Annotated in this window: 20 protein-coding genes and 1 pseudogene; 9 read left to right on the top strand and 12 right to left on the bottom strand. The window is 71.8% G+C overall.

What is annotated here, in order from left to right:
- Nucleotides 1-278 precede the first annotated feature (278 nt).
- The 5 genes from OHS81_RS18780 to OHS81_RS18760 all read left to right on the top strand — a co-directional run bounded on the left by OHS81_RS18780 (nt 279) and on the right by OHS81_RS18760 (nt 7,181).
- Nucleotides 279-905: a hypothetical protein gene (locus OHS81_RS18780; RefSeq protein WP_328385901.1), complete on the top strand. Its 627-nt coding sequence runs from the start codon at nt 279-281 to the stop codon at nt 903-905.
- Between the two features lie 318 nt (nt 906-1,223).
- Nucleotides 1,224-1,523, top strand: a complete 300-nt coding sequence (locus tag OHS81_RS18775) for a WXG100 family type VII secretion target (protein ID WP_328385900.1) — start codon at nt 1,224-1,226, stop codon at nt 1,521-1,523.
- A 75-nt stretch (nt 1,524-1,598) separates the two neighbouring features.
- Nucleotides 1,599-1,913 (top strand): hypothetical protein, encoded by a 315-nt coding sequence (locus OHS81_RS18770; RefSeq protein WP_328385899.1) that lies wholly within the window; start codon nt 1,599-1,601, stop codon nt 1,911-1,913.
- A gap of 32 nt (nt 1,914-1,945) precedes the next feature.
- Nucleotides 1,946-2,674 (top strand): hypothetical protein, encoded by a 729-nt coding sequence (locus OHS81_RS18765; RefSeq protein ID WP_328385898.1) that lies wholly within the window; start codon nt 1,946-1,948, stop codon nt 2,672-2,674.
- Between the two features lie 10 nt (nt 2,675-2,684).
- Entirely contained in the window at nt 2,685-7,181 is a 4,497-nt protein-coding gene (locus OHS81_RS18760) for a DUF6531 domain-containing protein (RefSeq protein WP_328385897.1), read from the top strand.
- Nucleotides 7,182-7,289: 108 nt separating this feature from the next.
- On the opposite strand, the gene OHS81_RS18755 is transcribed toward OHS81_RS18760, so the two are convergent.
- The gene (locus OHS81_RS18755; RefSeq protein ID WP_328391243.1) at nt 7,290-11,690 is read right to left on the bottom strand and encodes an FtsK/SpoIIIE domain-containing protein; all 4,401 of its coding nucleotides are present in this window, start codon (nt 11,688-11,690) and stop codon (nt 7,290-7,292) included.
- Nucleotides 11,691-11,949: 259 nt separating this feature from the next.
- On the opposite strand from OHS81_RS18755, the gene OHS81_RS18750 reads away from it, so the two are divergent.
- Nucleotides 11,950-12,891, top strand: coding sequence for a hypothetical protein (locus tag OHS81_RS18750; protein WP_328385896.1), 942 nt, complete (start codon nt 11,950-11,952; stop codon nt 12,889-12,891).
- A gap of 3 nt (nt 12,892-12,894) precedes the next feature.
- Here the strand turns inward: OHS81_RS18750 and OHS81_RS18745 are convergent, their stop codons facing one another.
- The 5 genes from OHS81_RS18745 to OHS81_RS18725 form a co-directional block, all read right to left on the bottom strand.
- A complete protein-coding gene (locus OHS81_RS18745) occupies nt 12,895-13,542 on the bottom strand; it encodes a sigma-70 family RNA polymerase sigma factor (RefSeq protein WP_328385895.1) in 648 nt (215 codons plus the stop codon).
- Nucleotides 13,543-13,690: 148 nt separating this feature from the next.
- Complete coding sequence (locus OHS81_RS18740; protein ID WP_328385894.1) at nt 13,691-14,470, bottom strand: LamG domain-containing protein; 780 nt, start codon at nt 14,468-14,470, stop codon at nt 13,691-13,693.
- Between the two features lie 257 nt (nt 14,471-14,727).
- Nucleotides 14,728-15,309 (bottom strand): hypothetical protein, encoded by a 582-nt coding sequence (locus OHS81_RS18735; protein ID WP_328385893.1) that lies wholly within the window; start codon nt 15,307-15,309, stop codon nt 14,728-14,730.
- 120 nt (nt 15,310-15,429) lie between these two features.
- A complete protein-coding gene (locus tag OHS81_RS18730; protein WP_328385892.1) occupies nt 15,430-15,978 on the bottom strand; it encodes a DUF6640 family protein in 549 nt (182 codons plus the stop codon).
- A 202-nt stretch (nt 15,979-16,180) separates the two neighbouring features.
- Nucleotides 16,181-16,678: a luciferase domain-containing protein gene (locus tag OHS81_RS18725; RefSeq protein WP_328385891.1), complete on the bottom strand. Its 498-nt coding sequence runs from the start codon at nt 16,676-16,678 to the stop codon at nt 16,181-16,183.
- Nucleotides 16,679-16,893: 215 nt separating this feature from the next.
- On the opposite strand from OHS81_RS18725, the gene OHS81_RS18720 reads away from it, so the two are divergent.
- A complete protein-coding gene (locus OHS81_RS18720; RefSeq protein WP_328385890.1) occupies nt 16,894-17,274 on the top strand; it encodes a winged helix-turn-helix transcriptional regulator in 381 nt (126 codons plus the stop codon).
- 127 nt (nt 17,275-17,401) lie between these two features.
- Here the strand turns inward: OHS81_RS18720 and OHS81_RS18715 are convergent, their stop codons facing one another.
- The gene (locus tag OHS81_RS18715; protein WP_328385889.1) at nt 17,402-17,857 is read right to left on the bottom strand and encodes a GNAT family N-acetyltransferase; all 456 of its coding nucleotides are present in this window, start codon (nt 17,855-17,857) and stop codon (nt 17,402-17,404) included.
- 148 nt (nt 17,858-18,005) lie between these two features.
- Nucleotides 18,006-18,251, bottom strand: a pseudogene (locus OHS81_RS18710) (EamA family transporter); the annotation flags it as partial.
- A 12-nt stretch (nt 18,252-18,263) separates the two neighbouring features.
- Here OHS81_RS18710 and OHS81_RS18705 point away from each other — a divergent pair.
- Both OHS81_RS18705 and OHS81_RS18700 read left to right on the top strand, forming a co-directional pair.
- Complete coding sequence (locus OHS81_RS18705; protein WP_328385888.1) at nt 18,264-18,947, top strand: LysR substrate-binding domain-containing protein; 684 nt, start codon at nt 18,264-18,266, stop codon at nt 18,945-18,947.
- A 557-nt stretch (nt 18,948-19,504) separates the two neighbouring features.
- Nucleotides 19,505-20,707: a hypothetical protein gene (locus tag OHS81_RS18700; RefSeq protein ID WP_328385887.1), complete on the top strand. Its 1,203-nt coding sequence runs from the start codon at nt 19,505-19,507 to the stop codon at nt 20,705-20,707.
- 188 nt (nt 20,708-20,895) lie between these two features.
- Here the strand turns inward: OHS81_RS18700 and OHS81_RS18695 are convergent, their stop codons facing one another.
- From OHS81_RS18695 to OHS81_RS18680, 4 genes are all read right to left on the bottom strand, one after another.
- The gene (locus OHS81_RS18695; protein ID WP_328385886.1) at nt 20,896-21,777 is read right to left on the bottom strand and encodes a hypothetical protein; all 882 of its coding nucleotides are present in this window, start codon (nt 21,775-21,777) and stop codon (nt 20,896-20,898) included.
- A gap of 5 nt (nt 21,778-21,782) precedes the next feature.
- Nucleotides 21,783-22,724, bottom strand: coding sequence for an NAD-dependent epimerase/dehydratase family protein (locus tag OHS81_RS18690; protein ID WP_328385885.1), 942 nt, complete (start codon nt 22,722-22,724; stop codon nt 21,783-21,785).
- A gap of 132 nt (nt 22,725-22,856) precedes the next feature.
- Complete coding sequence (locus tag OHS81_RS18685) at nt 22,857-23,537, bottom strand: response regulator transcription factor (protein ID WP_328385884.1); 681 nt, start codon at nt 23,535-23,537, stop codon at nt 22,857-22,859.
- Entirely contained in the window at nt 23,507-24,784 is a 1,278-nt protein-coding gene (locus tag OHS81_RS18680; RefSeq protein ID WP_328385883.1) for a sensor histidine kinase, read from the bottom strand. Before OHS81_RS18680 ends, OHS81_RS18685 begins: the two co-directional genes overlap by 31 nt.
- Nucleotides 24,785-24,806 lie beyond the last annotated feature (22 nt).

Raw genomic sequence — 24,806 nt, 5'->3', positions numbered from 1 at the left:
CTGAGTGCCTTTCAGGGATGTGCCTGCGAACGCCCCCGGGCAGCAGAGGCCCGCGGCCCCGGCTCCCGCGCCCTCCTCTGTAGGCGGTCCGTCGGGCCTGCGCCCATCGCGACAATCACAGCTGAACAACAGGACGAGGCAGCGATGCCCTCGGCAGCAAGTGCGCTGCGGTGTGCCCTCGCGGCGCATTAGCCGCCCGTTAGCGGAACGCCAAGCCCATCGTGGAAACTGATGACCATTCAGGAGCAGGACGCGAGAACAGCGCTACAGGAGTCACGATGAACGCCGCCACCACCAACCGCTTCCGCGGCCGCGCCGGCCGCCGTATTGCCACCGCCATCGTCGTCGCGGCGGCGCTGGGCCTGGGGGCCACGGCGTGCGGGGAGGGCACCAAGGCGGCGGGTGCCGCCGGGTCCTCGGGCTCTTCTTCGGCCGCGGCCGGCTCGCAGCAGGCCTCGCCCTCGGCCCAGTCCACGGGCGGATCCTCCTCGGCCGACTCCGGCTCGCAGGGCCAGGACGGAGGCAAGTCCGCCAAGGCGTCGTCCGCCGCCAAGACCGGCAGCGGGTCCGGCTCCGGCGGGGGCGGCGTCGCCCAGGCGGGTAACCACCGCACGATCGTCGGCAAGCTGGAGTACCTTGCGCCCGGCAAGCTGATCGTCAAGCCCCAGGGCGGTGGCATGGACCAGGCGTTCTTCGTCGCCAACGCCACCACGGTCCTCGGTGCGGCCGCGATCTGCTCCGACGACGCGGGCAGCGTGTCCATCGGCGGGGACGGCTACGGCACCTCGAAGTGCACCGTGGAGCAGTTGGAGAAGGCCGCGAAGACCGGCAGCGTGACCGTCCGCGTCACCATGGACCGCAAGTCCGGCGCCGCCGAGACGGTCGAGGAGAAGTACCACCCGTAAGCCGCCGTACTCCGTTCTGCAGCAGGTCCTGCTGCAGAACGGAACGTGGGTCGATTCCCGTCACCCGCCGCCCAGTTGAGGCCCAGGTCAGCCGACCTGGGCCTTATTCGTGCGCCGGACCGGAAAGTCGTGCACGGCGAGAGCGCCCTGCTGGTCAGGGCGTCGCCTGCTGAGGGCGGGCGCGACGGATGCAGCGCTCCGACCGGCTTTCGTCACCGTTCCGCAACAGCCGTGAACCGCCCCGGAAGTTGCCCCGTACAGCCACGTGTGTGCGGCCCCAGCGGGCCGCGGCGATACGCAGCGAGGGAAGGAATCGGCATGGCCGGCGGCAACATCAAGATCAGCCCGGACGAGATGCGGGAGGCGTCGACCTGGCTTCAGAACCAGAAGGAGCAGATGCAGCAGAGCCTCCACGAGGCCAACACCAAGATGGACGAGATGGTCGAGGCGGCCTACGCGACGCCGGGCTCGGAGAGCAAGTTCCGCCCGTACTGGGAGGAGTACAAGAACGGCACCGAGAAGGCCATCGAGGGTCTGCAGGGTGTCAGCGAGTTCATCAAGCAGGTCGCCGACGCGTTCGTCGACACCGACGACCAGACGGCCGGCTCCATCGGCTGACGTGCCCCGCACGGTCCGGCCCCGCCCTCCCCGTGAGGGCGGGGCCGGACGGCCGGGACAGGAGAGGAGACACCGATGGGCAACATCAGCGTGCCTGTGCAGGACCTGAAGGACACCGTCAAGGAGCTCCAGAACATCGGGGATCTGATCGGGAACTCCGCGACGCTCTACAACGCCACCGGCGGCGCGGGGGACTTCAAGAGTCTGGCCGGCGACAGCACGCTCGCGGACGCCCTCGACGCGTTCGACAAGGCGTGGGTGGCAGGTCACGAGCGGGTTCACGACAACGTGAAGACGTTCGCCGACAACACGGACACGATCGCCGAGAACTTCATGCAGACGGACGACGAGACCATCAAGTCGCTGGACGAAGACCAGCAGGACGCGTGACCGAGGAACGTCACGCCGAAGGGAAAAGCGCCATGACGGAACCGACCACGGAGCAGCCAGAGGCGGCCGCGCCCGCGGAATACAGCCTGAGGTTCCCCGATTCGTGGTGGCATCTCGACCTCGACCCGAGCACCCGGGACGCGTCGATCCGCCGCCGTATCGAGGCGCAGGTGGAGAAGGCCCCGCAGCTGACCCGCGAGCAGCTGGACGGGCTGATCCGCAACACCCGGCGCATCGCCCGCGAGGCGCACGCGCAGGGTGCGCTGCGGGCGTCGGGGATGATCAGGATCCTGCGCGCGGGCAGTGGTCCTCTGGTGCTCAGCGCCACCACGGTGGTGCTCCGGATCTCCGTTCCGGAGGAGGAGTCGGAGGATCTGGCGGACCTCGTCATGGCCGCAGGCGTGCAGCTCGGCACCGACGCGGAGGGCAGCGGACTGCCGCCCGGCGAGGTGGAGTTGGTGGAGCTGCCCCACGTCGGAGCGGCCGGGCGGATCTCCCGCATCGAGGACGTCGATTACCACGGGACGCGGGTTCCCACCGCGGTGCGGCACACCCTCGTCCCGGTGCCCCACACCCATGACTACCTGGTGATCGCCAGCTCCACTCCCAACGTGGATCTGGCGGAGCAGTTCTACGAGGTCTTCGACGCGATCGCGGAGTCGCTCCGTTTCGACGGCCAGGCCGACACGACCAACGCAGCAGGTCCGGCGGCGGGAGTCGCCGAGGGAAGCCCCATGGGCGAAACAGAACAGGAAAAGTGAGGTAGCGGCCATGGCGCGTCCAGCGGTGTCCGATTGGGAAGACGTCTTCGGGTTCTCGGACGACCCGACTCCGGGTGATGCGGACATGCTCGGAGACCTGGCCCGCCAGTACCGTTCCGTGGCGGACAACGCGGGCGATGCCCTGCCCCTCGTCTCCGGCCTGGAGGACAACCAGGTCGGCGAGGGCAAGACGATGGACAAGCTCCGGGACAAGCTGGGCGATCTGGCCAACCAGGTCCGCAAGCTGCACAGTTCCTACGACCAGGCCGCCGGCGCCCTGGACACGTACGTCAATTCGCTGCGCGACCAGCAGCGCAACGCCGACAACGCCCTGGAGAAGGGGCGCGAGGCCAAGGACCGGCTCGAATCGGCCACCGACGTCGTCAAGGCGGCCGGCGCCGACATCAGCCACCTCGACGGCGCCAAGCACCCGCCGGACGACAAGGAAGCCCGGGCCAGCACCCGCCGCGCCCTCGACGAGGCCCACAGCAAACAGTCGGGGGCCCAGGCGCGGGCCGACGACGCCCAGGCCGACCTCGACGCCGCCCGCATGCTCGCCGAGGACGCCCGCCAGGTCCGCGAGGAGGACGCCGCCACCGCCGCCCAGAAACTGGACGACGCGAGGGACGAGTCCGTCGCCGGCTACAGCCTCTGGGACAAGATCAAGAAGGCGTTCAGCAAGGCCCTCGCCATCATCAGCGCCGTCCTGGGCGTACTGGCACTGCTGATCCCCGGACTGCAGGGGCTCGGCATCGCCCTGACGATCGGTGCCGTCGTGGCCGGTGCGGCGTCACTGGGCATCAATATGTCGATCATGGCCGAGACAGGCGACTGGGACATCGGCGAGATCGTCCTCGGCGTCGTCGGCCTCGTCGCGGGCGGCGGCGCGCTGCTCAAGGGCATCGGGGGGCTCGGCTCGGCCCTGAAGGGGGTCAAGCCCCTCTCGATGAAGAGTCCCCAGGGCGGCGCCCGCATCAACAGCCGGCCCGCGAACAGCCGTACCTGCAAGACGGACCCGGTCGATGTGGCCAGCGGCGAAATGCTGCTGCAGCAGGACGATCTGGAGCTGCCGGGCGTCCTGCCGTTGGTGATCACGCGGACGCATCTGTCGACGTACCGGTACGGGCAGTTCTTCGGTCCGTCCTGGGCCTCCACCCTGGACGAACGCCTCGAAGTCGACGACCGGGGGCGGGTGTTGTGGGCCCGCGAGGACGGTTCGATCCTGACCTACCCGGGCCTTCCCGCCGCCGGGTCGGACGAGCCGGTGTGGCCCGAGGAGGGCCCCCGCCTCCCGCTGACCGCTGCAGAAGACGCCACCACGGGCGGGGTCACGTACCGCATCTCCGACCCGCACACGGGCCTCGTCTGCACCTTCGCGGATCATCCCGGGGACGACGAGAGTGACCTGTACTGGCTGGCCCGGTGGCAGGACCACAACGGCAACGAGGTCAGCGTCTCCCGGCTGGCGGACGGCACCCCGACGACGCTGGTCCACTCCGGCGGCTACCGCGTCAACGTCCACTGCACCGCCGGTCTCCTCACCCGTCTGACGGTCACCACGCCCGAAGGCCCCGTCGAGGTCGCGTCCTACAGCCACGACGCGGAGGGGAACCTCACCCACGTCACGAACTCGTCGGGCAAGGCGATGGTGTTCGCCTACGACGACCGGTCCCGCATCACCGCCTGGACCGACCGCAACGACTCCACCTACCGCTACGTCTACGACGACGACAACCGCGTCACCGAGACCATCGGCCCCGATGGCTACCTCTCCTCCCGCTGGAGCTACGACCCCGACCAGCACCGGACGCACTTCACCGACTCCTGCGGCGCGACGACCGTCTACCAGCTCAACGACCTGCACCAGGTCATCGCCGAGACCGACCCGCTGGGACACACCACGGCCTCCGAGTGGGACCGCTACGACAGCCTCCTGGCCCGCACCGACCCGCTCGGCAACACGACCCGGTACGACTGGGACGCGCGCACCGGCGACCTCACCGCGGTCCACTTCCCGGACGGCACCAGCGCCCGGACCCGCTACAACGGGCTCCACCTCCCCGTGGAGACGGTCCTGCCCGGGGGCGAGTCCTGGCGCCAGGAGTACGACGCCCGCGGCCACCGCATCAGCGTCACCGCACCGGACGGCGCCACCACCCGCTTCACCCACGACGAGCACGGCGCGGTCACCTCGGTCACCGACGCCCTGGGCGGCGTGCAGCGCATCACCAACGACGCCGCCGGCCTGCCGCTGGCCGTCACGGACCCGGCACAGAGCACCACGGCGGTCACCCGTGACGCGTTCGGCCGTTCGACGACCCTGACCGACGCGCTCGGTGCCCGCACCGAGATGGAGTGGACCGTCGAGGGGCGGCTCAAGCGTCGCACCCTGCCGGACGGCAGTGCCGAGACGTGGGAGTGGGACGGCGAGGGGAACTGCCTCACCCACACGGACCCCGCCGGCCAGGTCACCACCTCCGAGTACACCCACTTCGACCGGCTCACGGCCCGTACCGGACCGGACGGCACGCACTACCGGTTCGCCTACGACACCGAACTGCGCCCGGTCCGGGTCCTCGACCCGCAGGGTCTTTCGTGGGACTACACCTTCGACGCGTGCGGCCGCCTGATCTCCGAGTCGGACTTCGACGACCGCACGCTCACCTACACCCACGACGCCGCCGGCCGCCTCAGCACGCACACCACGCCGCTCGGGCAGCGCATCGGCTACGCGCACGACGCCATGGGACGCACCCTGTCCAAGGACGTCGACGGTGTGCGCACCGACTACGCGTACGACGCCGCCGGGCGCCTGCGCGAAGCCGCGTCGCCCACCTCAACCGTCCACCTGGAGTGGGACGTCCGCGGGAACCTGGTCGCCGAGACGGTCGACGGCGCCACCACCACGTACCGCTATGACGCGCTCGGCCGCCGCACCCAGCGCACCACGCCCACCGGCGCGTGCACCGAACTGGCCTATGACGCAGCGGGGAACCGCACCGGTCTGACCGCTTCCGGGCACACCATAGGCTTCGCGTACGACGCGCTCGGCAAGGAGCTGGAACGCAGCTTCGGCCCGCACGGGGACCCGGTGACCTTCGCGACGGCGTACGACGTGGTCGGCCGCCCGGTCCAGCAGTCCCTGGGCAAGCGGAACCGCGCCCTGCGCGCCCGTGCCTACACCTACCGCGCCGACCACCACCTGACCGCCGTCACCGACCAGCTCACCGGCGCCACCCGGCACTACGAGCTCGACCCCGGCGGCCGGCCGCTCACCGTGACGGCCGAGAACTGGTCCGAGTCCTACGCGTACGACGCGGCCGGCAACCAGACCGACGCGCACTGGCCCGACAAGGCACCGCACGCCGAGGCCCGCGGCCCGCGCACCTACGAGGGCACCCGGGTGCTCACCGCCGGACGCATCCGCTACGAGTACGACGCCGCGGGCCGCACCGTGCTACGGCAGCAGACGCGCCTGTCGAAGAAGCCCGCCACCTGGCGCTACACGTACGACGCCGAGGACCATCTGACCTCGTGCGTCACCCCGGACGGCACGGTGTGGCAGTACGCCTACGACCCGCTCGGCCGCCGCACCACAAAGCAGCGGCTCACCGACACCGGGGACGTGGCGGAGGAGGTCCGCTTCACCTGGGACGGCACCCGCCTCGCGGAGCAGAGCGACAGCCTCACCCGGGTGACGCTCACCTGGGACCACGACGGGCACCGGCCGCTGGCCCAGACCGAGCGCCGGCTCGACCCGGACGACCAGGAAGAAATCGACCGCCGTTTCTTCGCCATAGCCACCGACCTCGTCGGCACCCCCACCGAACTCGTCGACGAGGCCGGCGACATCGCCTGGCACTCCCGCGCCATGCTGTGGGGCACCACCGCGTGGAACCGGGACGCCACGGCCTACACGCCCCTGCGGTTCCCCGGGCAGTACGCCGACCCCGAAACGGGCCTGCACTACAACCTGCACCGCCACTACGACCCCGACACCGCCCGCTTCACCACCCCCGACCCCCTCGGGCTGGTCCCCGCACCCAACCCCACCACCTACGTCCACAACCCGCTCACCTGGTGCGACCCGCTCGGCCTCGCGCCCGCCGCCAAGAGTGAGGACGACCTCCTCAAGGAGGAGCTGATGGCCCTCGGCAAGGCGCGGCTGGCGCATGTGCAGGCCAACCTCCCCGAGGGCGCCCACCTCCCGAAGGCCTACGCGACGGGCAAGGACAAGACCACCGGCAAGATCTACTACGGTCACAGCGAGACCGAGAAGAACCTCGCCAAGGCCGTGTCCGATGCCTTGCCCGGCGAATCACTGAAGGACGGCCGCCATCCGGGAGTCTGCGCCGAGCCACGCATGTTCACCAACGCCATCAACGACGGCGCCGACCCCAAAAACGTGGACCTGGTGACGCAGAACCTCAAGGGCCAGAAGTTCAAGATGTGCGCGAACTGCAAGACCTGGGTTCCCGGCTTCGGAGGAAAGGTGCTCTCGGGGTGAACGGCAGGCACCGCCTCTGCTGAGCCCGCACCGCAGACAAGAGGGCTCCCGCCGACCTGGTCGGCGGGAGCCCTCTGTGGTGTGCGGACGCCGTGTCCGGCACGGGGGTCAGGCAGGTGCGCCCGGCTCGGCGAGCACCGTCTCCGGGACCTGCACGGTGCGCAGCACGCCGTCGCCCAGGTGCAGGATCGCCCGGCCCGGGCGGGTCGCGCCCAGCCGGCTGCGGGGCACCTTGACGCCGATCAGTTCACCGTCGCTCATGTTCTGCGGCTTCAGCAGCAGACCGCACCGGTTGCGGCGGGCCTCGGTGTGCCAGCCGGAGAAGCCGGAGGAGAGCCGGTCGGTCTGGCCGGCGATCACCAGTCCCCGGCCGGTCTCGGCGCCGGACTTGGCGATCTGCGTGAGGACCGGCTCGGCCCTGGTCTTCAGCAGCAGGTCGGCGTCGTCGAGGAGCACCACGGCCCCGTCGGGCGCGGAAGCCAGCGCCGCCTCCAGGGCCGTGGGGTCGATGTCGGACTCGTCGAACACCGCGAGCACGCCCGGCCGTCCGGCGAGGTGGCGCAGCGGCGAGCGGGCAGGGGCCCCGACCACGACCGGGGTGCCGGCCGCGAGCAGCGCCACCGCCAGCGTCGACAGGACGGTGCTGCGTCCCGAGCGGGCGGGACCGGCGACGAGGAACGTCGGGGTGACGGTGAAGTCCGGTCCGACCGCGGTGAGTTCATCGCCGCCGACGCCGGCCAGTGCCCATCGCGCGGAGCGCCTGGCCGGGACGAACCGGGCGGCCTCCTCGAAGCTGAGCCGGTCCGGCAGGGTGTCGACGCGGAACGGCCGGGTGGCGGCCGGCAGGTGAGCCGCCCGCTGCCGGCACTGCTCGGCGATCTGCTGGAGCGCCCCGGCCTGCGCCTGGCCCTCCGGGTTCTCGGTGAGGAGCGCGATCTGCACCTCGGCCTTGTCCGCGGCGCGGAACGCGCGGCCCGGCGGGATCTCGTCGGGCACGTTCCGCTGGGTGATGCCGATCATGCCGTACTCGGACTTCTCGTTGAGCTTCAGCACGAGCTTGTCCTCGGTGGAGCCGTTGACCCGGCTGGAGAACAGCGCCCGGTCGCCGGTCATCACCAGGTGGATGCCGGCGCTCGCGCCGTCCCGCAGCAGGGTCAGTACGGAGTTCAGCAGGTTCCCGGCGTCGTATTCGCCGAGCTGCTTGTCGAACACCTCCCACCGGTCGATGAACAGCACCAGGTGCGGCGGCCGTTCGTCCTCGGGCAGGGCGCGGCGGAGCTCCGTCAGGTCGGCGCTGCCGCGGGCGGCCAGCATCTCCTGCCGCCGGGTGAGCTCCGCCGTCAGCCGGGCGAGCAGCCGGGCCACCCGGTCGGGCTGGGTGCGCTGGGTGACGGCGCCGCAGTGCGGCAGCCCCTCCATGGCCAGCAGCGCGCCGTTGCCGCAGTCGATGCCGTACAGGTGCAGCTGGTCCGGGGAGTGGACGCGGGCCAGGGTCCCGGCGATGGTGCGCAGCGTCTGCGACCTGCCCTGCCGGGGCGAGCCGATGATGTGCAGGTGCCCGAGCGTCGCCGGGTCGATCACCAGGGGCAGCCGGGCCTGCTGTGCGGGCAGGTCCACCACGCCGTACGCGACGGGCGCGAGGTCGTAGTCCGAGGGCGGGACCGGGGGCAGATCGCCGAGGGCCAGGTGTTCGGGCAGCGGCGGCAGCCAGGGGCTGTGCTGTGCGGGGATGCCCATCTCCCGGTCCGCTTCGCGGATCGCCGCGACGAGCCCGGTGAGGTCGGTCTCCACCTCGGCGGGCGCGGCCGCGGGGCGCGGCCGCGCCGGCAGCGGCTCGCCGAGCCGTTCCCAGCCGACCGCCACCGCCCAGGGCGTCGGCAGCGAGGCCGCGGCGGCCCCGGGCCGCCGGCCGCCGACCCGCCCGGACTGGAACGGCACGAGGGAGTTCTGGCCGAGGCGCACATAGGCGCGGCCGGGGTTGCTCTGCGAAATACTGGCGGCCTCACCGGAGTTGAGGACGTCCTGGCTCTCGCCGGAGTCCGTCACCCGCAGCGCGATGCGCAGGTTGGTGTTGGCGCGGATCTCCGAGGAGACGACGCCGCTGGGGCGCTGGGTCGCCAGGATCAGGTGGATACCGAGGCTGCGGCCCCGCTGCGCGATGTTGACCAGGCCCTTCACGAAGTCCGGCAGGTCGCGCACCATCGAGGCGAACTCGTCGATGACGATCAGCAGCCGGGGCATCGGGGTGCGGCCGGCCGCCGGCTCGCGCTCCAGCAGGTCGATGTAGTCCTCGATGTCCTTGGCGCCGGCCGCGGCGAGGATGTGCTCGCGCCGGGTGAGCTCCGCCGTCAGCGACACCAGGGCCCGCTCGACGAGGTGGGCGTCGAGGTCGGTGACCATGCCGACGGTGTGCGGCAGGTCCACGCAGTCCTTGAACGCGGAGCCGCCCTTGTAGTCGACGAGGACAAACGTCATCGCGTCCGGACGGTTCGCCACCGCGAGCGAGGCGACCAGCGTCTGGAGGAGTTCGGACTTGCCGGAGCCGGTGGTGCCGGCGACCAGCCCGTGCGGGCCGTCGCGCTTCAGGTCCAGGTAGAACGGGCCGTCCAGGGAGACGCCGACGGCCGCCCGGGTCGAGCGGCCCCCGGCCGTCCAGCGCGCCCGGATGCCGGCGGCCTGCGGCGGGTCGAGGGCGAGCACGTCGAGCAGCCGCGCGGAGTTGGGGAGCACCGCGGCCCCCTCGTCGTCCCCGCCCGGGTCCCGCATCGGCCCCATCGCCCGGGCCAGCGAACGGCACCAGTCCAGGGACACCACGTCGGGCCGGATGCCCCCGACGGTGCCCCGCCCGGAGCGTCCCACCCGCACGGTTCCGCCGGGCTCCTCGGCGACGACGGCGTGGCACTCCTCGGGCAGCAGCCGCTCCTCGGCGTCCAGGCAGACCGCGCGGACGCCGACGGACGGTCCGTCGCGCAGGATCTGCGCCACGCCGGGCAGCGAACGCAGCCTGCGGGCCCCGTCGAGGACGACCAGCACATCGGGCCCGGCGGTCCGGCTCCGCCGGTCCTCCCGTCCGGCGCGCTCGGCGATCAGCGCGGTCAGTTCGGCGACCCGCCGGGCGCAGGTCTCGGTGCCGTAGCCGATGCTCGCCGGGGTGTCGCCGGACTTCTTGCGCACATGCGGCAGCCAGCGCAGCCAGGACCAGCCGTCCCGGCCGGGGCCGCCGGTCGTCAGCAGGTGGATCTGCAGGTCACGGGGGCTGTGCAGGACGGCGGCCTGGGCGATGGCCCACCGTGCCACGGCGCGCGCGGCCGGGCCCTCGCCGGCGATGCCCAGGACGTCGTGCTCCCGCAGCGGAACGGTCACCGGGACGTCGTACGCGGTCCACGGGTCCTGGCGGCGGTGTTCGTCCTTGGTCGGGTCGTGGAGCACCACGTCGGAGGGCAGGTCGGCGGTCCCGATGCGCAGTTCCAGGAAGTCGGCGTCCGAGGTACGACGCTCCCACAGGCGGCGCCGGGGGCCGACAGCGGTCAGGACGACCTCGGCCGGGTCCGGGAAGCCGCGGCGCCGGGCGGTGCGTTCGGCCGTCAGGGCCTGCTCGGCGTCGCCCTCGATGCGCCCCTTCTTCTCCTCGTAGGCGGCGACCTCGTCGGAGTGCGACTGGCGTCCGTTGCGCCGGCTCATCAGGAAGTTGCCGACGATCACGACCGGGGAGAGCAGCCCGAAGAACAGCATCTGCATACGGCCGAAGGCCAGCGCCCCGACCCCCGCCATCACCAGCGGGGCGGCCGCGGTGATCCACGGGAGCGGCCGGGCGGCGGGCGCCGCGGGCGGGGAGGGCAGGGTGAAGCGGGTGGCGGTCTCGGCCGGCCGCAGCCGCGGCGGCCGGTTGTAGTCCCAGCCGGTGCCGTCCTCCGACAGCTGCACGGCCGCGTCCGGCCGCTGCGGGAGGGCCAGTTCGAGCAGGATGCCGCCAGACCCCGGAAGAGCGAGCTGTGCGCCGGCCGGCCAGGCGGTGGCCCCGGCAAGATCCTCGCGCTCCAGTTGCGGGGCGCCGGCGTCCGGCGCGGCCGACGCGTCGGGCGCCACCCGGCAGCGTCCTCCGGGACCCACCGTCAGGACGGCGCACGGCCGGTCCGGGACGGCGCGCAGCACCTGGGCGGTCCCGTCGTGCGCCAGACCGATCCGGTACTCGCCGATGTCGAGCCGGTGCACCGTACCCGCCCCGGTCCCGCCGACCGCACGGACCTCCACCAGCCCGTCCGGTTCGGCCGACGCGGAACCCGCCGGGCGGCCCAGGCCCACGACGGCCGCGTGGCGGAGCGGCGCGTCCCGCAGCCGCATATCGGCGGGCAGCAGCCGGTCGCCGGCGTACAGGCCAAGGCCCTCCGGCGGCCGGTGGACGCCGCCCGCCCCGGCCAGCGCCTCCGCGACGGCACCCACGGGCGTGTCGGGGTCGGCGTCGAGGTGGACGTCGAACGCGTCACCGTCCCCCTCGACCACGGTCAACATCAACGACACGAAACGTCCTCCAGCCGGCGTGAATGGGGAGCCGCGGGAGCCCCGATCGAGGGCTCCCGTGCCACTGAGGGGACCTACGGGCCCTGTCCCCGGATGGTTCACGGACGTGGGAGGCCGGGCCCGTGAACCATCCGCGGACGGGCCCCGTAGTGGCCTTCAGGTACAGGGCACCGCGACGTCGCCGTGGTGCCGCCCCCGCTTTTGCCCGTCCCGGCTCCGCCGCCGGGGCATCCCGACAAGGAGTCAGAAGATGATCTGGTACGTCCTGGCCGTGGTGCTGGGGCTGGCGCTGATCGGGGCGGTGGCCGCGCTGATCGTCACCGAGCGGCGGCCCCGCCCGCCGAAGCCCGCCACCGCCTCGGCCGCCGTCGTGGGGCGGGAGGCGCTGGACGTGGTCAACGCCGGCCTGCGCCGGCTGACCGGCGAATGCCTGCGCTCCGGCCGGTCGCTGCCCGACCTGTACGCCGTCGTCTACTCCGAGGAACGCCTCGGACTGCTGCTGGCCGGCCGGGAGGAGACCGCCCCCGCGCCCTGGACCGCCGAGGCGGACGGCGAGCGCTGGACGATCTCGCCCGACGACCTGCACCGCCCCGGTCCGGAGGGCGAACCGGCCCTGCCGTACGCGCTGACGGTGACGGTGGGGCTGGACGGTGCCGACCGGGTGCTGGTCGACCTCTCCCGGGCGGCGGGTCCCGTCTCCGTGACGGGCCCGGATGACGAGGTGCGCAGTCTGGCGCGGGCCGTCGTCGCCGAAGCGCTGGCCGGCCCGGTGGGCGCGCTCGCCGAGGTCACCCTGGTGGGATCCCTGGCCGGCGACGGGTTCATGCCCGGCGACGCACCGCGGACCTCGCGTCTGCACACCGCGGCCAGCCTGGAGGAGGCGTTCGCCAGGGTGACTTCGGCGGCCCCGGGAGCGCCGGAGCCCGGAGCGTCCGAGGTCACCCAGATCTTCCGGCTGATCGAGGGCAGCAGCCGGATCGCCGTCCAGGGCGAGGCGCCGCACCTGTTCGTCGTGGACGCCTCACAACTCCCGCGGCGGGCACGGGCGTTGGAGGGCCTGCGGCGCGGGGACGCGCTGCTGGTGCTCGGCGACGCACCCGCGGGGTGGCCCTGGCGGGCCGGTGCGGACGGCTCGCTCGACACCGGCCCGCTCGGCCTGGAGATCACCCGGCACGCGGGGCGTTTCGCGTGAGTCTCATCCGGCGGCCCGGTCCCGGCCGCCCGCCTGCAGCCCGCGGCTGTGCAGCGCCTCCCGCAGGGCCCGGGCGGCGTAGTACGTCCGCGACTTGACCGTGCCCGGCGGCACACCGAGGACCCGGGCCGTCTGGTTCACGGTGCGCCCCAGGTAGTGGACGTGCAGCAGGACCTCGCGCTGCGGCGGCCGCAGGTCCCGCATCGCCTCGATGAGCACCTGGGAGGTGAGGATGTGGTCCACGTCGTCGGACACCGGGAGGTGGGCGAGTTCCGGGTCGCCGGCCTCGGGTGGTCTGGCCTGGCGGGCCCGGTGACCGTCGATGACGAGGTTGCGCAGCACGGTGAACAGCCACGGCCGCACCGAATCCGCGGTCGGGTCGAGGTCCCCGGCGTGGCGCCAGGCGCGTATCGCGACTTCCTGGAGGACGTCCTCGGCGCGGTGCCAGTCGCCTCCCAGCCGCCGCGCGGCGAACTGCAGCAGCGCGCTGCCGTGGAACTGGTAGAGGGCTCTGAGGAAGTCGTCGGGGCGGAGTTCCGCGGTGTGGGGGTGGAGTTCCGTGGCGTGGGGGCGGAGTTCCGAAGTGTGGGAGCGGAGTTCCGCGGCGTGGGGACGGGATGTGCAGTCTTCGGTCGAAGCACTGGCCGACAAGGGCCTTTTCCTCTCCGGTTCGTCTGTGGGGGGAAGACGGATGCCGCCGGCCGCGGGCAGGCCGACGGGCGCCGCCGCGAGCGGTCGTTCGCTCCGTGCGGCGTGTCCGCCGGCCTGCGGCGGCGGTGAACCCGCCCCGGTACCGCCGTCAGTCCGGTTCGTGCGAGGAAAGCGAGCTCACCTCACCGGGCGTCAGCTCCCGGTCGTAGAGGTGCACATCGGAGACATCGCCCTTCCAGTGGTCGGCCGCCTTGCCGCCGAACTTGCCGCGTCCGACCACCACGGTGCCGGTGGGCTTCACCGTGCCGGCGGCCTCCCGGCTTCCCGCCAGCCGGCCGTCCACGTAGATCCGCATCCGGTGGTCCTGCTGGCGGTACGTGCCGGTGAGGTGGTACCAGCGGCCGGCCTGCGGCTGCTCGGCCTTCTCCGCGACGGTACGGGCGCCGGTGAAACTGAAGGCGAAGTTCTGGTCCTGTCCGGAGTACTGGAGGTAGAACGTGCTGGCCTGGTCGCCGTCCTGGGACAGCACGGTGTGGAAGCCGTTCAGGTCCTCGGGGGTGAGCCGCACCCGCGCGGCGACCGAATAGTCCTTGCCGGCGGTGTCGAGCCGGGACGCGGTGTCCGCGTATCCGCTGGTGCCGTCCAGCCGCAGGGCGCCGCCCTCGGGGCCGTCGGTCCACTGCCCGCCGCCACTGACGACGGCATCGTGCTCCCCCGCCTTCGCGGTACCGGACCGGTGCAGGGGCCACCACCCGATGCCACGCAGCGACCCGGCCCCGGAACTCGGGCCCGGCCCCGCCGACTTCCCCCCGGCCTGCTCCTTCCCGGCCCCCCCGGCCCCCTGGCCGCGCACCAGTTGGGCGACGACAAAGGCCAGCGCGACGGTCAGTACGGCAATCGTGGCGATGAGCGACCATCTGCGCGTCATGAATCTCCCCGGGACGTACGGCATACAGGTACAGGTGTCACTGGTGACCACGGGTCCGTTCCGGAAGTGGTTCAACGTGCACCCAAAGTCTGACAGGCGGGCACGACCACGCAGGTGGGGCCCCTTAATGTGCTGAACTGCACCGGAACATGCGGCGACACGGCGGAATGAGTGGTTCCGAGGGGTTCGCTGGAGTGCTTCGGCGGCGCGGAATCGTCGTCCGACGACCGTTCCGCTTACGTTCGGGATCCTGCTTCCTACAACCGGCTGAGGTGCTGCCGCACACCGTCGGCCAGTTCGGCGTAGAACGGCACTCGGGGAGCGGCCTGGAGGATTTCCGTGCAGGCGGTCAGCTCCCCGATCCGGCCGTCCGGCGTGTCCAGTACGTGGGCGAACTCCTTGCGGACCCGCTCGGAGACGTCCGGCACGGGCAGGGAGTGCAGGTAGAGGTGTGCGGCGTCGTAGCCGAGGGGCGCCGTTCCCCAGCCTTCCCAGTCCAGAAGGGTCAGGGCAGGGCCGGTGAGGTTGGCCCAGTGCAGGTCGCCGTGGGCCGTGGTCCAGGTGATCTCGCCGGGCGTGAAACCGGTGAACTCCGGGACGCGGCGGCGGATGTACTGCTCGCGCACCGCCTGACGACCCGTGCGGACGAGCGCGAGATGCGCCAGGGACTGGTGGAGGTCCTGCCACCAGGTGTCCGGGAGGTCTGCGTGGTGGGGAAGTTGGTGGAGTACCGGGCTCTTGGCCACCGGCGGGGTCGTGACGATCTCGTAGTGCTCGGCCCGGTAGTCCCAGCCGTCGGCCGACCAGTCGCGCAGGCCGAGCAGCCGGGGCCGGAGCACTGCGGGTGGGAGGGACTGTTCCGCCTCCCGGGGGCCTTCCCACAGTTTTCCGCCGCTCTTGCCCTGGGGGTCGGCGGCGGCCAGGGCTGAGCGTCCTGGCCGGCTGGTCAGGGTGGCTGGTCAGTTGCTGCCGGCCGGCGAACCGGAAGCCGGCGCCGGACGCGAGAGGAAGGCCGCTCCCGCGATCAGTGCCAGGGCGACGATCTCGATGACCGCCTGCACCGGCAGACCGGCGATGTACATGTCCGGGGTGTCGAACTGCGGGTCGAAGTAGGCGGCTCCCGGGTAGAGGATGGCCGCCGCCTGGCTGACCCAGTACAGACCGGCGAAGGTGATCGCGGCACGCAGGTTGGAGCCGGCGTCGCCCCGGCGGCGCCAGGCGAAGTAGAGGGTGGCCAGGCCGAGCAAGGTGCCCATGGCCATGGTCTGGCCGTTGTGGAACCTGGCGTGCGCGGGCCAGAGCGGATTGAGGACGTGGGTGTGGTTCCAGTCGGCGACGTAGGGCGAGACCGCGGTGAAGAGGGCGACCAGCGAGAACATCACCTTGCCGGCCACCGCGCGCGGCCCGACAGCGGGCGGGGCAGCGGACCGGGCAGAGCCTCCGCCGGAGGCGGGCGCGGGTGCGGGTGCGGACACGGACGCGGACGCGGACGGGAAGGAGTTACGCATCAGAAATGGCCTTTCAGCGCTGTGGGCTTACGGGGGGGGCGGGAGGGAGAGCGGCCGGCGCGGGGCAGGGAGGGGCCGGGGACCACAGGCCGCAGGCACGAGGCAGGGAGGGCCCGGGGTCAGGCCGCAGGCACGAGGCAGGGGAGGCAGGGAGCGGGGCGGAGCATCAGGCCGCAGACGTGAGGCAGGGAGGGGCCCGGGGTCAGGCCGCGGGCACGCCCGGCACGTCCGACACCGGCGCGCGGCCCGTTGCGTAGGCGTAGGAGGCGCCTATGACCTTCTTGGCCACATCCAGTTCGGCCCGGTCGCGCGGGGCGTAGAGCATCACGACGTTGATGCCTCGGTCGTAGAGCGGGTGCTTCTCGCCCCAGCCGGAGGACAGGAAGGCCGCATGGTCGGCCGGGTCCAGCGCCAGATGGAGGCTGCCGTCGGCGTGCACATGCGCGAACTCCTCATCGCCCCGCGGCGGCATCAGCACCGCACCCCGGGCGGGTGCTGCGCCGTCGAGGAACACCGCACGGGACCTGGGAGCGGACACCTTGCTCCGGCCCCAGGCCGTACCGGGCAGCGCGGCGGCCATCCACTGCAGCAGCCCGCCCCTGACCTCGGCGGGGCTGGTCTGGCTCAACTGCAGGTGCGGGACCTCGGGGCCCGTGTGCGGCCGGTCGCCTTCACGGGTGGGGAGTGCCGGAAACATCATGGTGGTGCCTCCTTGGGTGTCACGGGTTGGTTGTCACGAGACCGCTCGGACACGTTCGGCCAGGCTCGGCCACGAGGGCAGCGGTCGACGCCTGCGGATCCGGCGGGAGCGGTCCGCTGTGCACACCACCCAGGCTAGTTTCCTGGGTATAGTGGTTTCCCATGGGAAAGTGCCCTGGTCACGACCTCGGGCCAGGAAGGAGCGGAGGAGCCGCGATGGATGCCGTGGAGCAGGCGTGCCCGATCAACCCGGTGATCGACCTGGTCTTCAGCCGCTGGACCACACCGATCCTCTGGGTCCTCGACCACCACGGCCGGCTGCGCTTCAACGAGCTGCAGCGGCACCTGCCGACGATCACTCCCAAGGTCCTCACCCAGCGGCTGCGCCAGCTCGAACGCGACGGCCTGGTCATCCGCACCTACCACGCCGAAATCCCCCCGCGGGTCGAGTACGAGATCAGCGACCTGGGCCGCACCCTGACCCCGCTCTTCGGCGCCATCACCGACTGGTCCGCCGCACACCTCCCGGCCGTATCCGCCGCCCGCCGCGCCTACGACACCGCACGCGAGGAAGAAGAAGCCTGGGCCCAGGGCTGAGCGGGCGACGGGCACAAGGGGAGCCGGGTGCCGCGGAGTTGTGCACCGCTGAGCCGGGTGCCGCTGGGAGTCGGCATCAGAGAGGCGATTGCCGCCCTGTACGCAGGGGGCCTGCAGTACGAGGTGCTTACAGCGCCCTCGTCATGAACGTACTGTTCCGGTCGGGCCGGTAGTCCGCGAACGGTGCGCACTCCCGGAACCCGAACTTCTCGTACAGCCGCCGGGCAGGCAGGAAGAACTCGGCCGCGCCGGTCTCCAGACTCAGCCGCGTGAAGCGCATCCGCCGGGCCTCGGCGATGATGTGCTCCAGCAGCAGGGAGGCGACCCCGCTCCGCTGCCGCGTCGGCCGGGTACGCATCGACTTCAGCTCGGCGTGCCCCGCGTCCAGCCTTTTGAGCGCGCCGCAGCCCACCAGGCTGTCGCCGTCGGAGACCGACCAGAACGTGATGCCGGGCTTGCGGAGGCTGTCGAGATCGAGGGCGTGCTTGCTCTCCAACGGCGTGCGGGACCGCATCTGTTGGACGTGCTCCTGGAGGAACCGGGCGATTTCCGGTCCGGAGAGGTCGTCCACCGCGATCTTCATCGTGTTCACCTTTCTTCGGGGCTGCCGTTGCTACGGGTGCCGAGTTGGCCCTCCGACCGCGCGGGGCCGTACGCCCCGCGCGCTGCGAAAGGGCCGCGCCGGCCAGGATGACGACGGCGCCCACCGGCTGGTGCCAGTTCAGCGCCTCGTGCAGGACGACGACGCCCGCCAGCGTAGAGATGACGGGGACCAGATAGGTCACCATCGACGCCAGGGTGACGCCGGCGTCCCGTACCAGGCCGTACTGCATCAGGAACGCCACCCCCGTGCCGAGCGCACCCAGGATCAGGAGGGAGAGGGTCTGTGCGGCCGGGAAGGCCGTGGGCACGGAGGTGAGGAGAGGTGTGACCAAGGCGAGCTCTGCGGCACCCGCGGTCAGTTGGGCGGCCGCCAAGGAGAGCGCGGAATGGCCGCGAAAGCGCTGCGTCTGCTGGGCGAGCGTGCGCCCGGCCTCGAACTGCGGGTCAGCGAGATCGACTTCGCCTCGCCTCTGGTGCAGGTGGAACGGGGCGACCTGGATGTCGGGGTGGTCCAGGACTGGGCCCACTCGCCGCTGTCCTGGCCCGCCGGGGTGGCGAAGCGGCTCGTGGTGACGGACACCGCCAAGGTGGCCCTGCCCGAGGAACACCCTCTTGCCGGGCGCACCGCGGTGGGCATCGGCGAACTCGTCGACGAGCCGTGGATCAGCCGGGTCCGGCGCTCGACATGCCACGAGTGGCTGGTGCTCACCATGCGGAGCCACGGTGCGGAGCCCCGCATCGTGCACACCGTCTCCGAGCACCCCACTCAGCTCGCCCTGGTCGCGGTGGGAGTCGGTCTGGCCGTGGTGCCCACACTGGGGCTGGGGCCGCTTCCCGCCGGCATCCGGGTCGTGGACGTCGAGCCGGCGCTGACCCGCCGGGTGTACGCGGCATGGCGTACGGACGGGTCGGTCCGCCCGTCGGTCCTTGCCGTCATCGAAGCCCTGGCCGAGGCCGGCGGCACGGTGGATCCTGTGCCCTCTCCCACCGCCCCTCCACGCCGTTCGTCCGCGCCCCCAACCCAGGCCCCTACCAAAGTGGTTGTTAGTGAGGCGTTAACGGTGCGCTAGCGATCTCCGTGAGAGTCATGGGTGTCCAAGGGTGTTGGTTGAGGGCCGCTGAGGCCTTCGGCTCTACGCCCCGCCCATCGAACGGGGGAACACCATGCAGAAGACGACGCCGGGCAACGACGGCCGCGCCGGGAAGGCCGCGAAGACGGAACAGGGGCGGGGACGGGGACGGGGACAAGGACGGGGGCCGCGACGCGGCGCGGTGCCAGCGGTTGCGGTTTCCTGCTCCGCTTCGGAGTTACCCCTCGCGTAGTTCACTGCGGAAGGCCGGGCTTCCGCTTCCGGGCCCCTCCCACGGCTTCGGAGAATGAGCTGCCCGCAACCCGCAACCCTCCGTCGAGAATTCTCCTCGGCTGAGAACCCTCGCCCCTCCAGAACTCTCACCCTCGAAATCTTCCTTCCTCGAGAATCCTCGCCCTCGGGACCCCTCCTCCGTTGAGGATCCTCTTTCTCGGGTCGAGGCGGAACCTCGGTATCCGCCTCCCCGTCTTTCCGGGCGCCCCACTTCTCCGGGCGTCCCCATATCAGAACTTCGAACGAATGCGATGGGTACCGTTATGCGCGACATCAGCCGCCGGGGCATATTTGGACTCGGGGTCGGAGCGGCGGCCGCACTCTCCGTCGCCGGCTGCTCACCTTCCGGTTCGTCGGCTTCCGGCACGGTCGGATCCAAGCCCGGACAGACGGCGAAGAGCAAGCCGATAGGCGACGGCTCCACGGCGTACACCGGAAAGCAGCCGAACCAGCCGCCCGCGCCGGAGAAGCTGGCACCGGGCCAGAAGCCACCGCAGTTCGTGGTTTTCTCCTGGGACGGGGCGGGCGAGGTGGGCAACGGCCTCTTCCCGCGGTTCCGTAAGCTCGCCAAGGATCACAACGCCTCGATGACCTTCTTCCTCTCCGGGCTGTATCTGCTGCCCGAATCGAAGAAGCGCCTGTACCGCCCGCCGAACAACCCCGTCGGCGCCTCCGATATCGGTTACCTCACCGATGAGCACATCAAGGCGACGCTGAAGAACGTGCGCGCGGCGTGGCTGGAGGGCCACGAAATAGGCACCCACTTCAACGGCCACTTCTGCGGGGGCAACGGCTCGGTCGCCCACTGGACCCCCGCCCAGTGGGACTCCGAGATCGAGCAGGCCATGGACTTCGTCACCAAGTGGCGGACGAATACCGGCTTCACCGATGTCGAACCGCTGCCGTTCGACTACAGCAAGGAACTCGTCGGCGCCCGTACGCCCTGCCTGCTCGGCCAGGCCAACCTGCTGCCCACGGCGCGCAAGCGCGGCTGGCGCTACGACGCCAGCTCCCCGGGCGGCCTCCAGGTCTGGCCCACCAAGAAGCAGGGCATCTGGGACTTCCCGCTCCAGTCGATACCGTTCCCCGGGCACTCCGAGTGCCTCTCGATGGACTTCAACCTGATGTTCAACCAGTCCAGGAACTCCACCAAGGGTCCGCCGGCCAACTACCCGCGCTGGCGCAAGGAGGCCGCCGACGCCTACATAGCCGGCTTCCAGCGGGCGTACGACACGAACCGGGCCCCGTTGTTCGTCGGCAACCACTTCGAGCAGTGGAACGGCGGCATCTACATGGACGCCGTCGAGGAAGCCATCAAGCACATCGCCGGCGGCAAGCACAAGGACGTCCGGCTGGTCTCCTTCCGCCAGCTCTGCGACTGGCTCGACGCCCAGGACCCCCAGGTCCTCGCGAGCCTGCGCGGGCTCGGCGTCGGGCAGAAGTTCACCGGGCGCGGCCGCGGCTGACGGCACGGGGACAGGCGCCCGGGACAGCCGTCGAGGGCTCGACGGCCGTGGTACCGCGGGAAGCGGTGGTGGTGACCGCCCTGACCGCCCTGACCGCCCTGACGGCCCTGACGGCCCGGACGGCAGCGGTCCCCATGGGGCCGGCACCGGCCACGGCATGACCGGTGCCACCGCCGCTGCCCCAGACCTCAGCGCGCGTTCTCTTCCGGTGGCCGCAGGGGTTCGTGGATCGTGGAGAGGATGGCGAGGGCGATGCCGACGACCACGCCGGCTATCGCGGTCGTCCAGCGCCAGACGACGGTGATGTCGCACGTCAGCAGCGCTCCGCAGGCGACGAGCAGCGCGGCCAGGGTCAGCGCCGAGGGGCGCATGAAGAGTGGCCAGGCGGAGCGTGGGTCCCAGAGGCGGAGAGTCCTCGTCGCCTGCGCCTCGGCCGCGGCCTTTTCCGGAACGGCCTTTTCCGAACCGGCCGTTTCCACGTCCGCTGTTTCGACGTCGGCCGTTTTTTCCACGTGAGCCGTTCCCGCCTGAGCTTTTTCCACGGGGACACCCTCGTCGGACAGCAGCTTCGCGTCCCGGGACTTGAGCATGCCGTGCATCAGCTCCGTCCGCTGGGGCGCGCCTCCCGCCAGGGCAATCAGGGTCACCAGCACCGTGAAGCCGCCGGCATACCCCCCGAGCGCACGCCACTGCATTCCCCGTCGCGAGGGGAGCTCACGGGGTATCGCCGCCGGCCCCGACGCGGACGCAACGTCCGCTTCGGCGGCTCCCGAGAACTCGGCGACGGCCACTGTGTGGAACGGTCGCCGTCCGCCCGCCGTCCGCTGGTACAGAGCAATTGCCACCAGGCAGCCAAGAGCGCACCCCAGGGCGACCAGGATCGCCTTCTGCCGCAGGTCCGGCAGTGAGCTGAAGAGCCAGAGCGGAAGTACGGGCACGATGGCCGCCAGCCCCGGCACGGCAAACCAGGCCCCGGCCCGGCGGGGTGCCGCACTCACCCGGCCCTGGGCGGCAGCACCCGCCTCGGCCTCCTTCGCCTCGCGCTCGTGGGTGAGCGCTGCGCTGCACACGGGCGTCACCCGGTGGCGGCCCGTCGCTCGCGCCACCAGTCCACCGTCGCCTTGATCTGCTCGTCGAGGGGCGTGGCCCGTACCGCGAATGCGGCTTCGTAGGCGCTGGAATCGACTAGGAACGGGTGGTCGAACTGATAGCGGATCTCCTTCAGTTCGCGGAGCAGCGGGGAGACAAGCGAGACGATGCCCAGCACGGCGGGCGGCAGCCTGCGCACGGCGACCGGTCCCGTCCCCGACCGGGCGGCAAGGCGGTCGGCCATCTCCCGGACGGAGAGCGCGGGCTGTGTCGGGACGTGCCAGGCCCGTCCCCAGGCCCGTTCCTCGCCCGCAATCTCGACCAGGGCCCTGGCCACATCGGGCAGATAGCTCCAGCTGTGCGGGGCGTCCGGATCCCCGAGCGTGGAGACCGGTTTGCCGTCCAGCAGCCGTGGCATGACCCGCGCGGCCAGGTGCCCCCCGTCGGTCACTCCGGGCCCGAAGAAGTCCGAGGCCCGCACCTCGACCGCCTTGATACGACCCTGCTCGTGCAGCTTCTGCGCCTGTTCCCACACGGCGGTGCGCACCCGCCCCTTGGGGCCGGTCGCCGCGAGCGGCAGCTCCTCGGTCAGGGGGTGGTCCACCGGGCCGTAGCCGTAGAGGTTGCCCAGCATGACCAGTACGGCGCCGGTCGCCTCGGCCGCCGCGCAGACCGACGCGGCCAGCGGTGGCCAGTCACTCGCCCAGCGCGGGTAGGGCGGCCCGGCGCAGTTGATGATCGCGGCCGCGCCCTGTGCGGACTCGCTCAGCCGCTCGCTGTCCGCCGCGTCCAAGGCGAGGTGCTCGATGCCCGGCTCAAGGCTTCGGCCCGACCTGGTGACGACCCTTACTGCATGCCCCTCTTCGGCCAGCAGCCGAGCGGTGGCCGCACCGGCGGGCCCGAATCCAATAACGACGTAGAGACTCACGGGCGCACATTAGCGCGAGTGTTCGTTGCCTTTGCGGCAGATGAGTTGGCGGTTGAGAAGTAGGAGGTGGGGGCGCGACCGGAGCACCAGGGGCCGGCCGGAGAAGGCCGGCCGGCGGCCGACGGGCGCAGGTCACTCGTCGCGCAGATAGGCCAGCACCGCAAGCACCCGGCGGTTGCCGTCCTCGGGGGACAGTCCCAGCTTGGCGAAGATGTTGCCGACGTGTTTGGCCACCGCGCCGTCGCTGATGTGCAGGGCTTCCCGCACCATGGCGTTGGAGTAACCCTGGGCCATCAGGCCGAGCACTTCCTGTTCGCGGGCGGACAGGAGCTGGGACCGGTGGCGCCGGTCGCGCTCCATCAGCAGGTGCTGGACCACTTGGGGGTCGATCACCATGGCCCCCGCGGCGACCCGTTCGACGGCCTGGGCGAAGTCGCCGAGTTCGCCGATCCGGTCCTTGAGCAGGTAACCGAGACCGGCGCGGCTCTGGCGGTGGGGCACCCTGCCGGGGGTGAACAGCTCCGTGGCATAAGCGTTCGCGACGTACTGGGAGAGCACCAGCACCGGCAGGTCCGGGTCGTGCCGGCGCAGCTGCACCGTGGCGCGCAGCCCGTCGTCGCCGTGCCCCGGGGGCATCCGTACGTCGGTGATGACGATGTCCGGGGAACACTCCCGCACCGCCGTGACCAGGGAGTCGGCGTCGCCGACCGCGCCGACCACCCGGTGGCCGAACCGGTGCAGCAGCTCGACGATCCCTTCGCGGACGAGGGCCGAGTCCTCGGCTAAGACGATACGGAGTGACGGTGCCGGCACGGAATCTCCAGGCTGAGGGCGGTGGGACCACCGCGGGGGCTGGACAGCGTCAGTCTTCCATCGACCACCGCGACCCGGTCGGCCAAGCCCTGGAGCCCGCCGCCGTCACGGAGTTCGGCGCCGCCGGTGCCGTCGTCGGTGACCGTGACGGACAGCCGGCCCGCGGCCAGCCGGCCGTGCACCGTGACGGTGGCGGCCGCGCTGTGCTTGACGACATTGGTCAGTGCCTCGCTGATGAAGAAGTAGGCGGTGGCCTCGATCTGTGCGGGCAGCCGCCCGGCCAGCTCCACATCGACGGCGACCGGCACCCGGCAGCGGACCGCGACCTCGGACACCGCCGCGGCGATGCCGTGGTCGGTGAGGACCTGCGGGTGGATGCCGCGGATCAGGTCGCGCAGTTCGTCCAGCGCCTGCTTCGCCTCGCGCCGGGACCGGGAGACCAGTTCGCCGCCCTTGCCGGCCGCCGGATCCGCGGCGCCGAGTTCCAGCTCGGCCAGGCCCAGCGTCATGACCAGTGCCACGAGGTGCTGCTGTGCCCCGTCGTGCAGATCGCGCTCGATACGGCGCCGCTCCGCCTCGAAGGCGTCGGCCATCCGGGCCCGCGAGCGGGTCAGCTCCAGGACGCGGTCGGCCTGTTCGCCCTCCTTGGGGGCCAGCATCAGCCGGACGAACCATGACTGCGCGGCGGCCGCAGCGCCCAGGACGTACGCGGCCACCGGCAGCCCGGCGATCCCGATGCCGGTGAGCACCAGCGCCTCGGGCTGCGCCGACGCGACGGCCACCTGGACCGGGGCGACGACCAGCGCGACCAGCAGACCGGTCAGGGTCAGCAGGGCCAGGTTCACGAAGGAGAGCAGCACCGCGAAGACCAGGGCGTAGCTGAACTCCCGCCAGGTTGCGGGCTCCCGCAGCCGGGTGGTCAGCCACGGCCACAGCCCCGGCCGGGCGACGGCCTCGTGCGGGCCGGCCGGCCGGTCCGTGTGCGGCCCTTCCAGCAGCCGCAGCCGGCGGCGCTCCAGCGCGGCCAGCGGGATGCCGAGGAGTACCGAGCCCGCCAGCAGCACCAGCCCGATCCCCAGCACCGACAGCAGCAGCCCGCACACCAGAACGCCGCCCAGCACGACCAGCGAGGCAAGCCCGACGAGGGCGGAGGAGGCGAGGTAGCCGAGTGCACGCCAAGGCGCCGCGGAGGTAAGGAAGTTGACGGGGCTCCGGGTCATGGCCCGCCAGGTGGGAGAGGAACTCACCCCGCCCACGGTAAGGCCCGCC

Source organism: Streptomyces sp. NBC_00400, from assembly GCF_036048035.1.
Lineage (GTDB): Bacteria > Actinomycetota > Actinomycetes > Streptomycetales > Streptomycetaceae > Streptomyces.
This window is presented reverse-complemented; position numbering and strand designations above follow the sequence as displayed.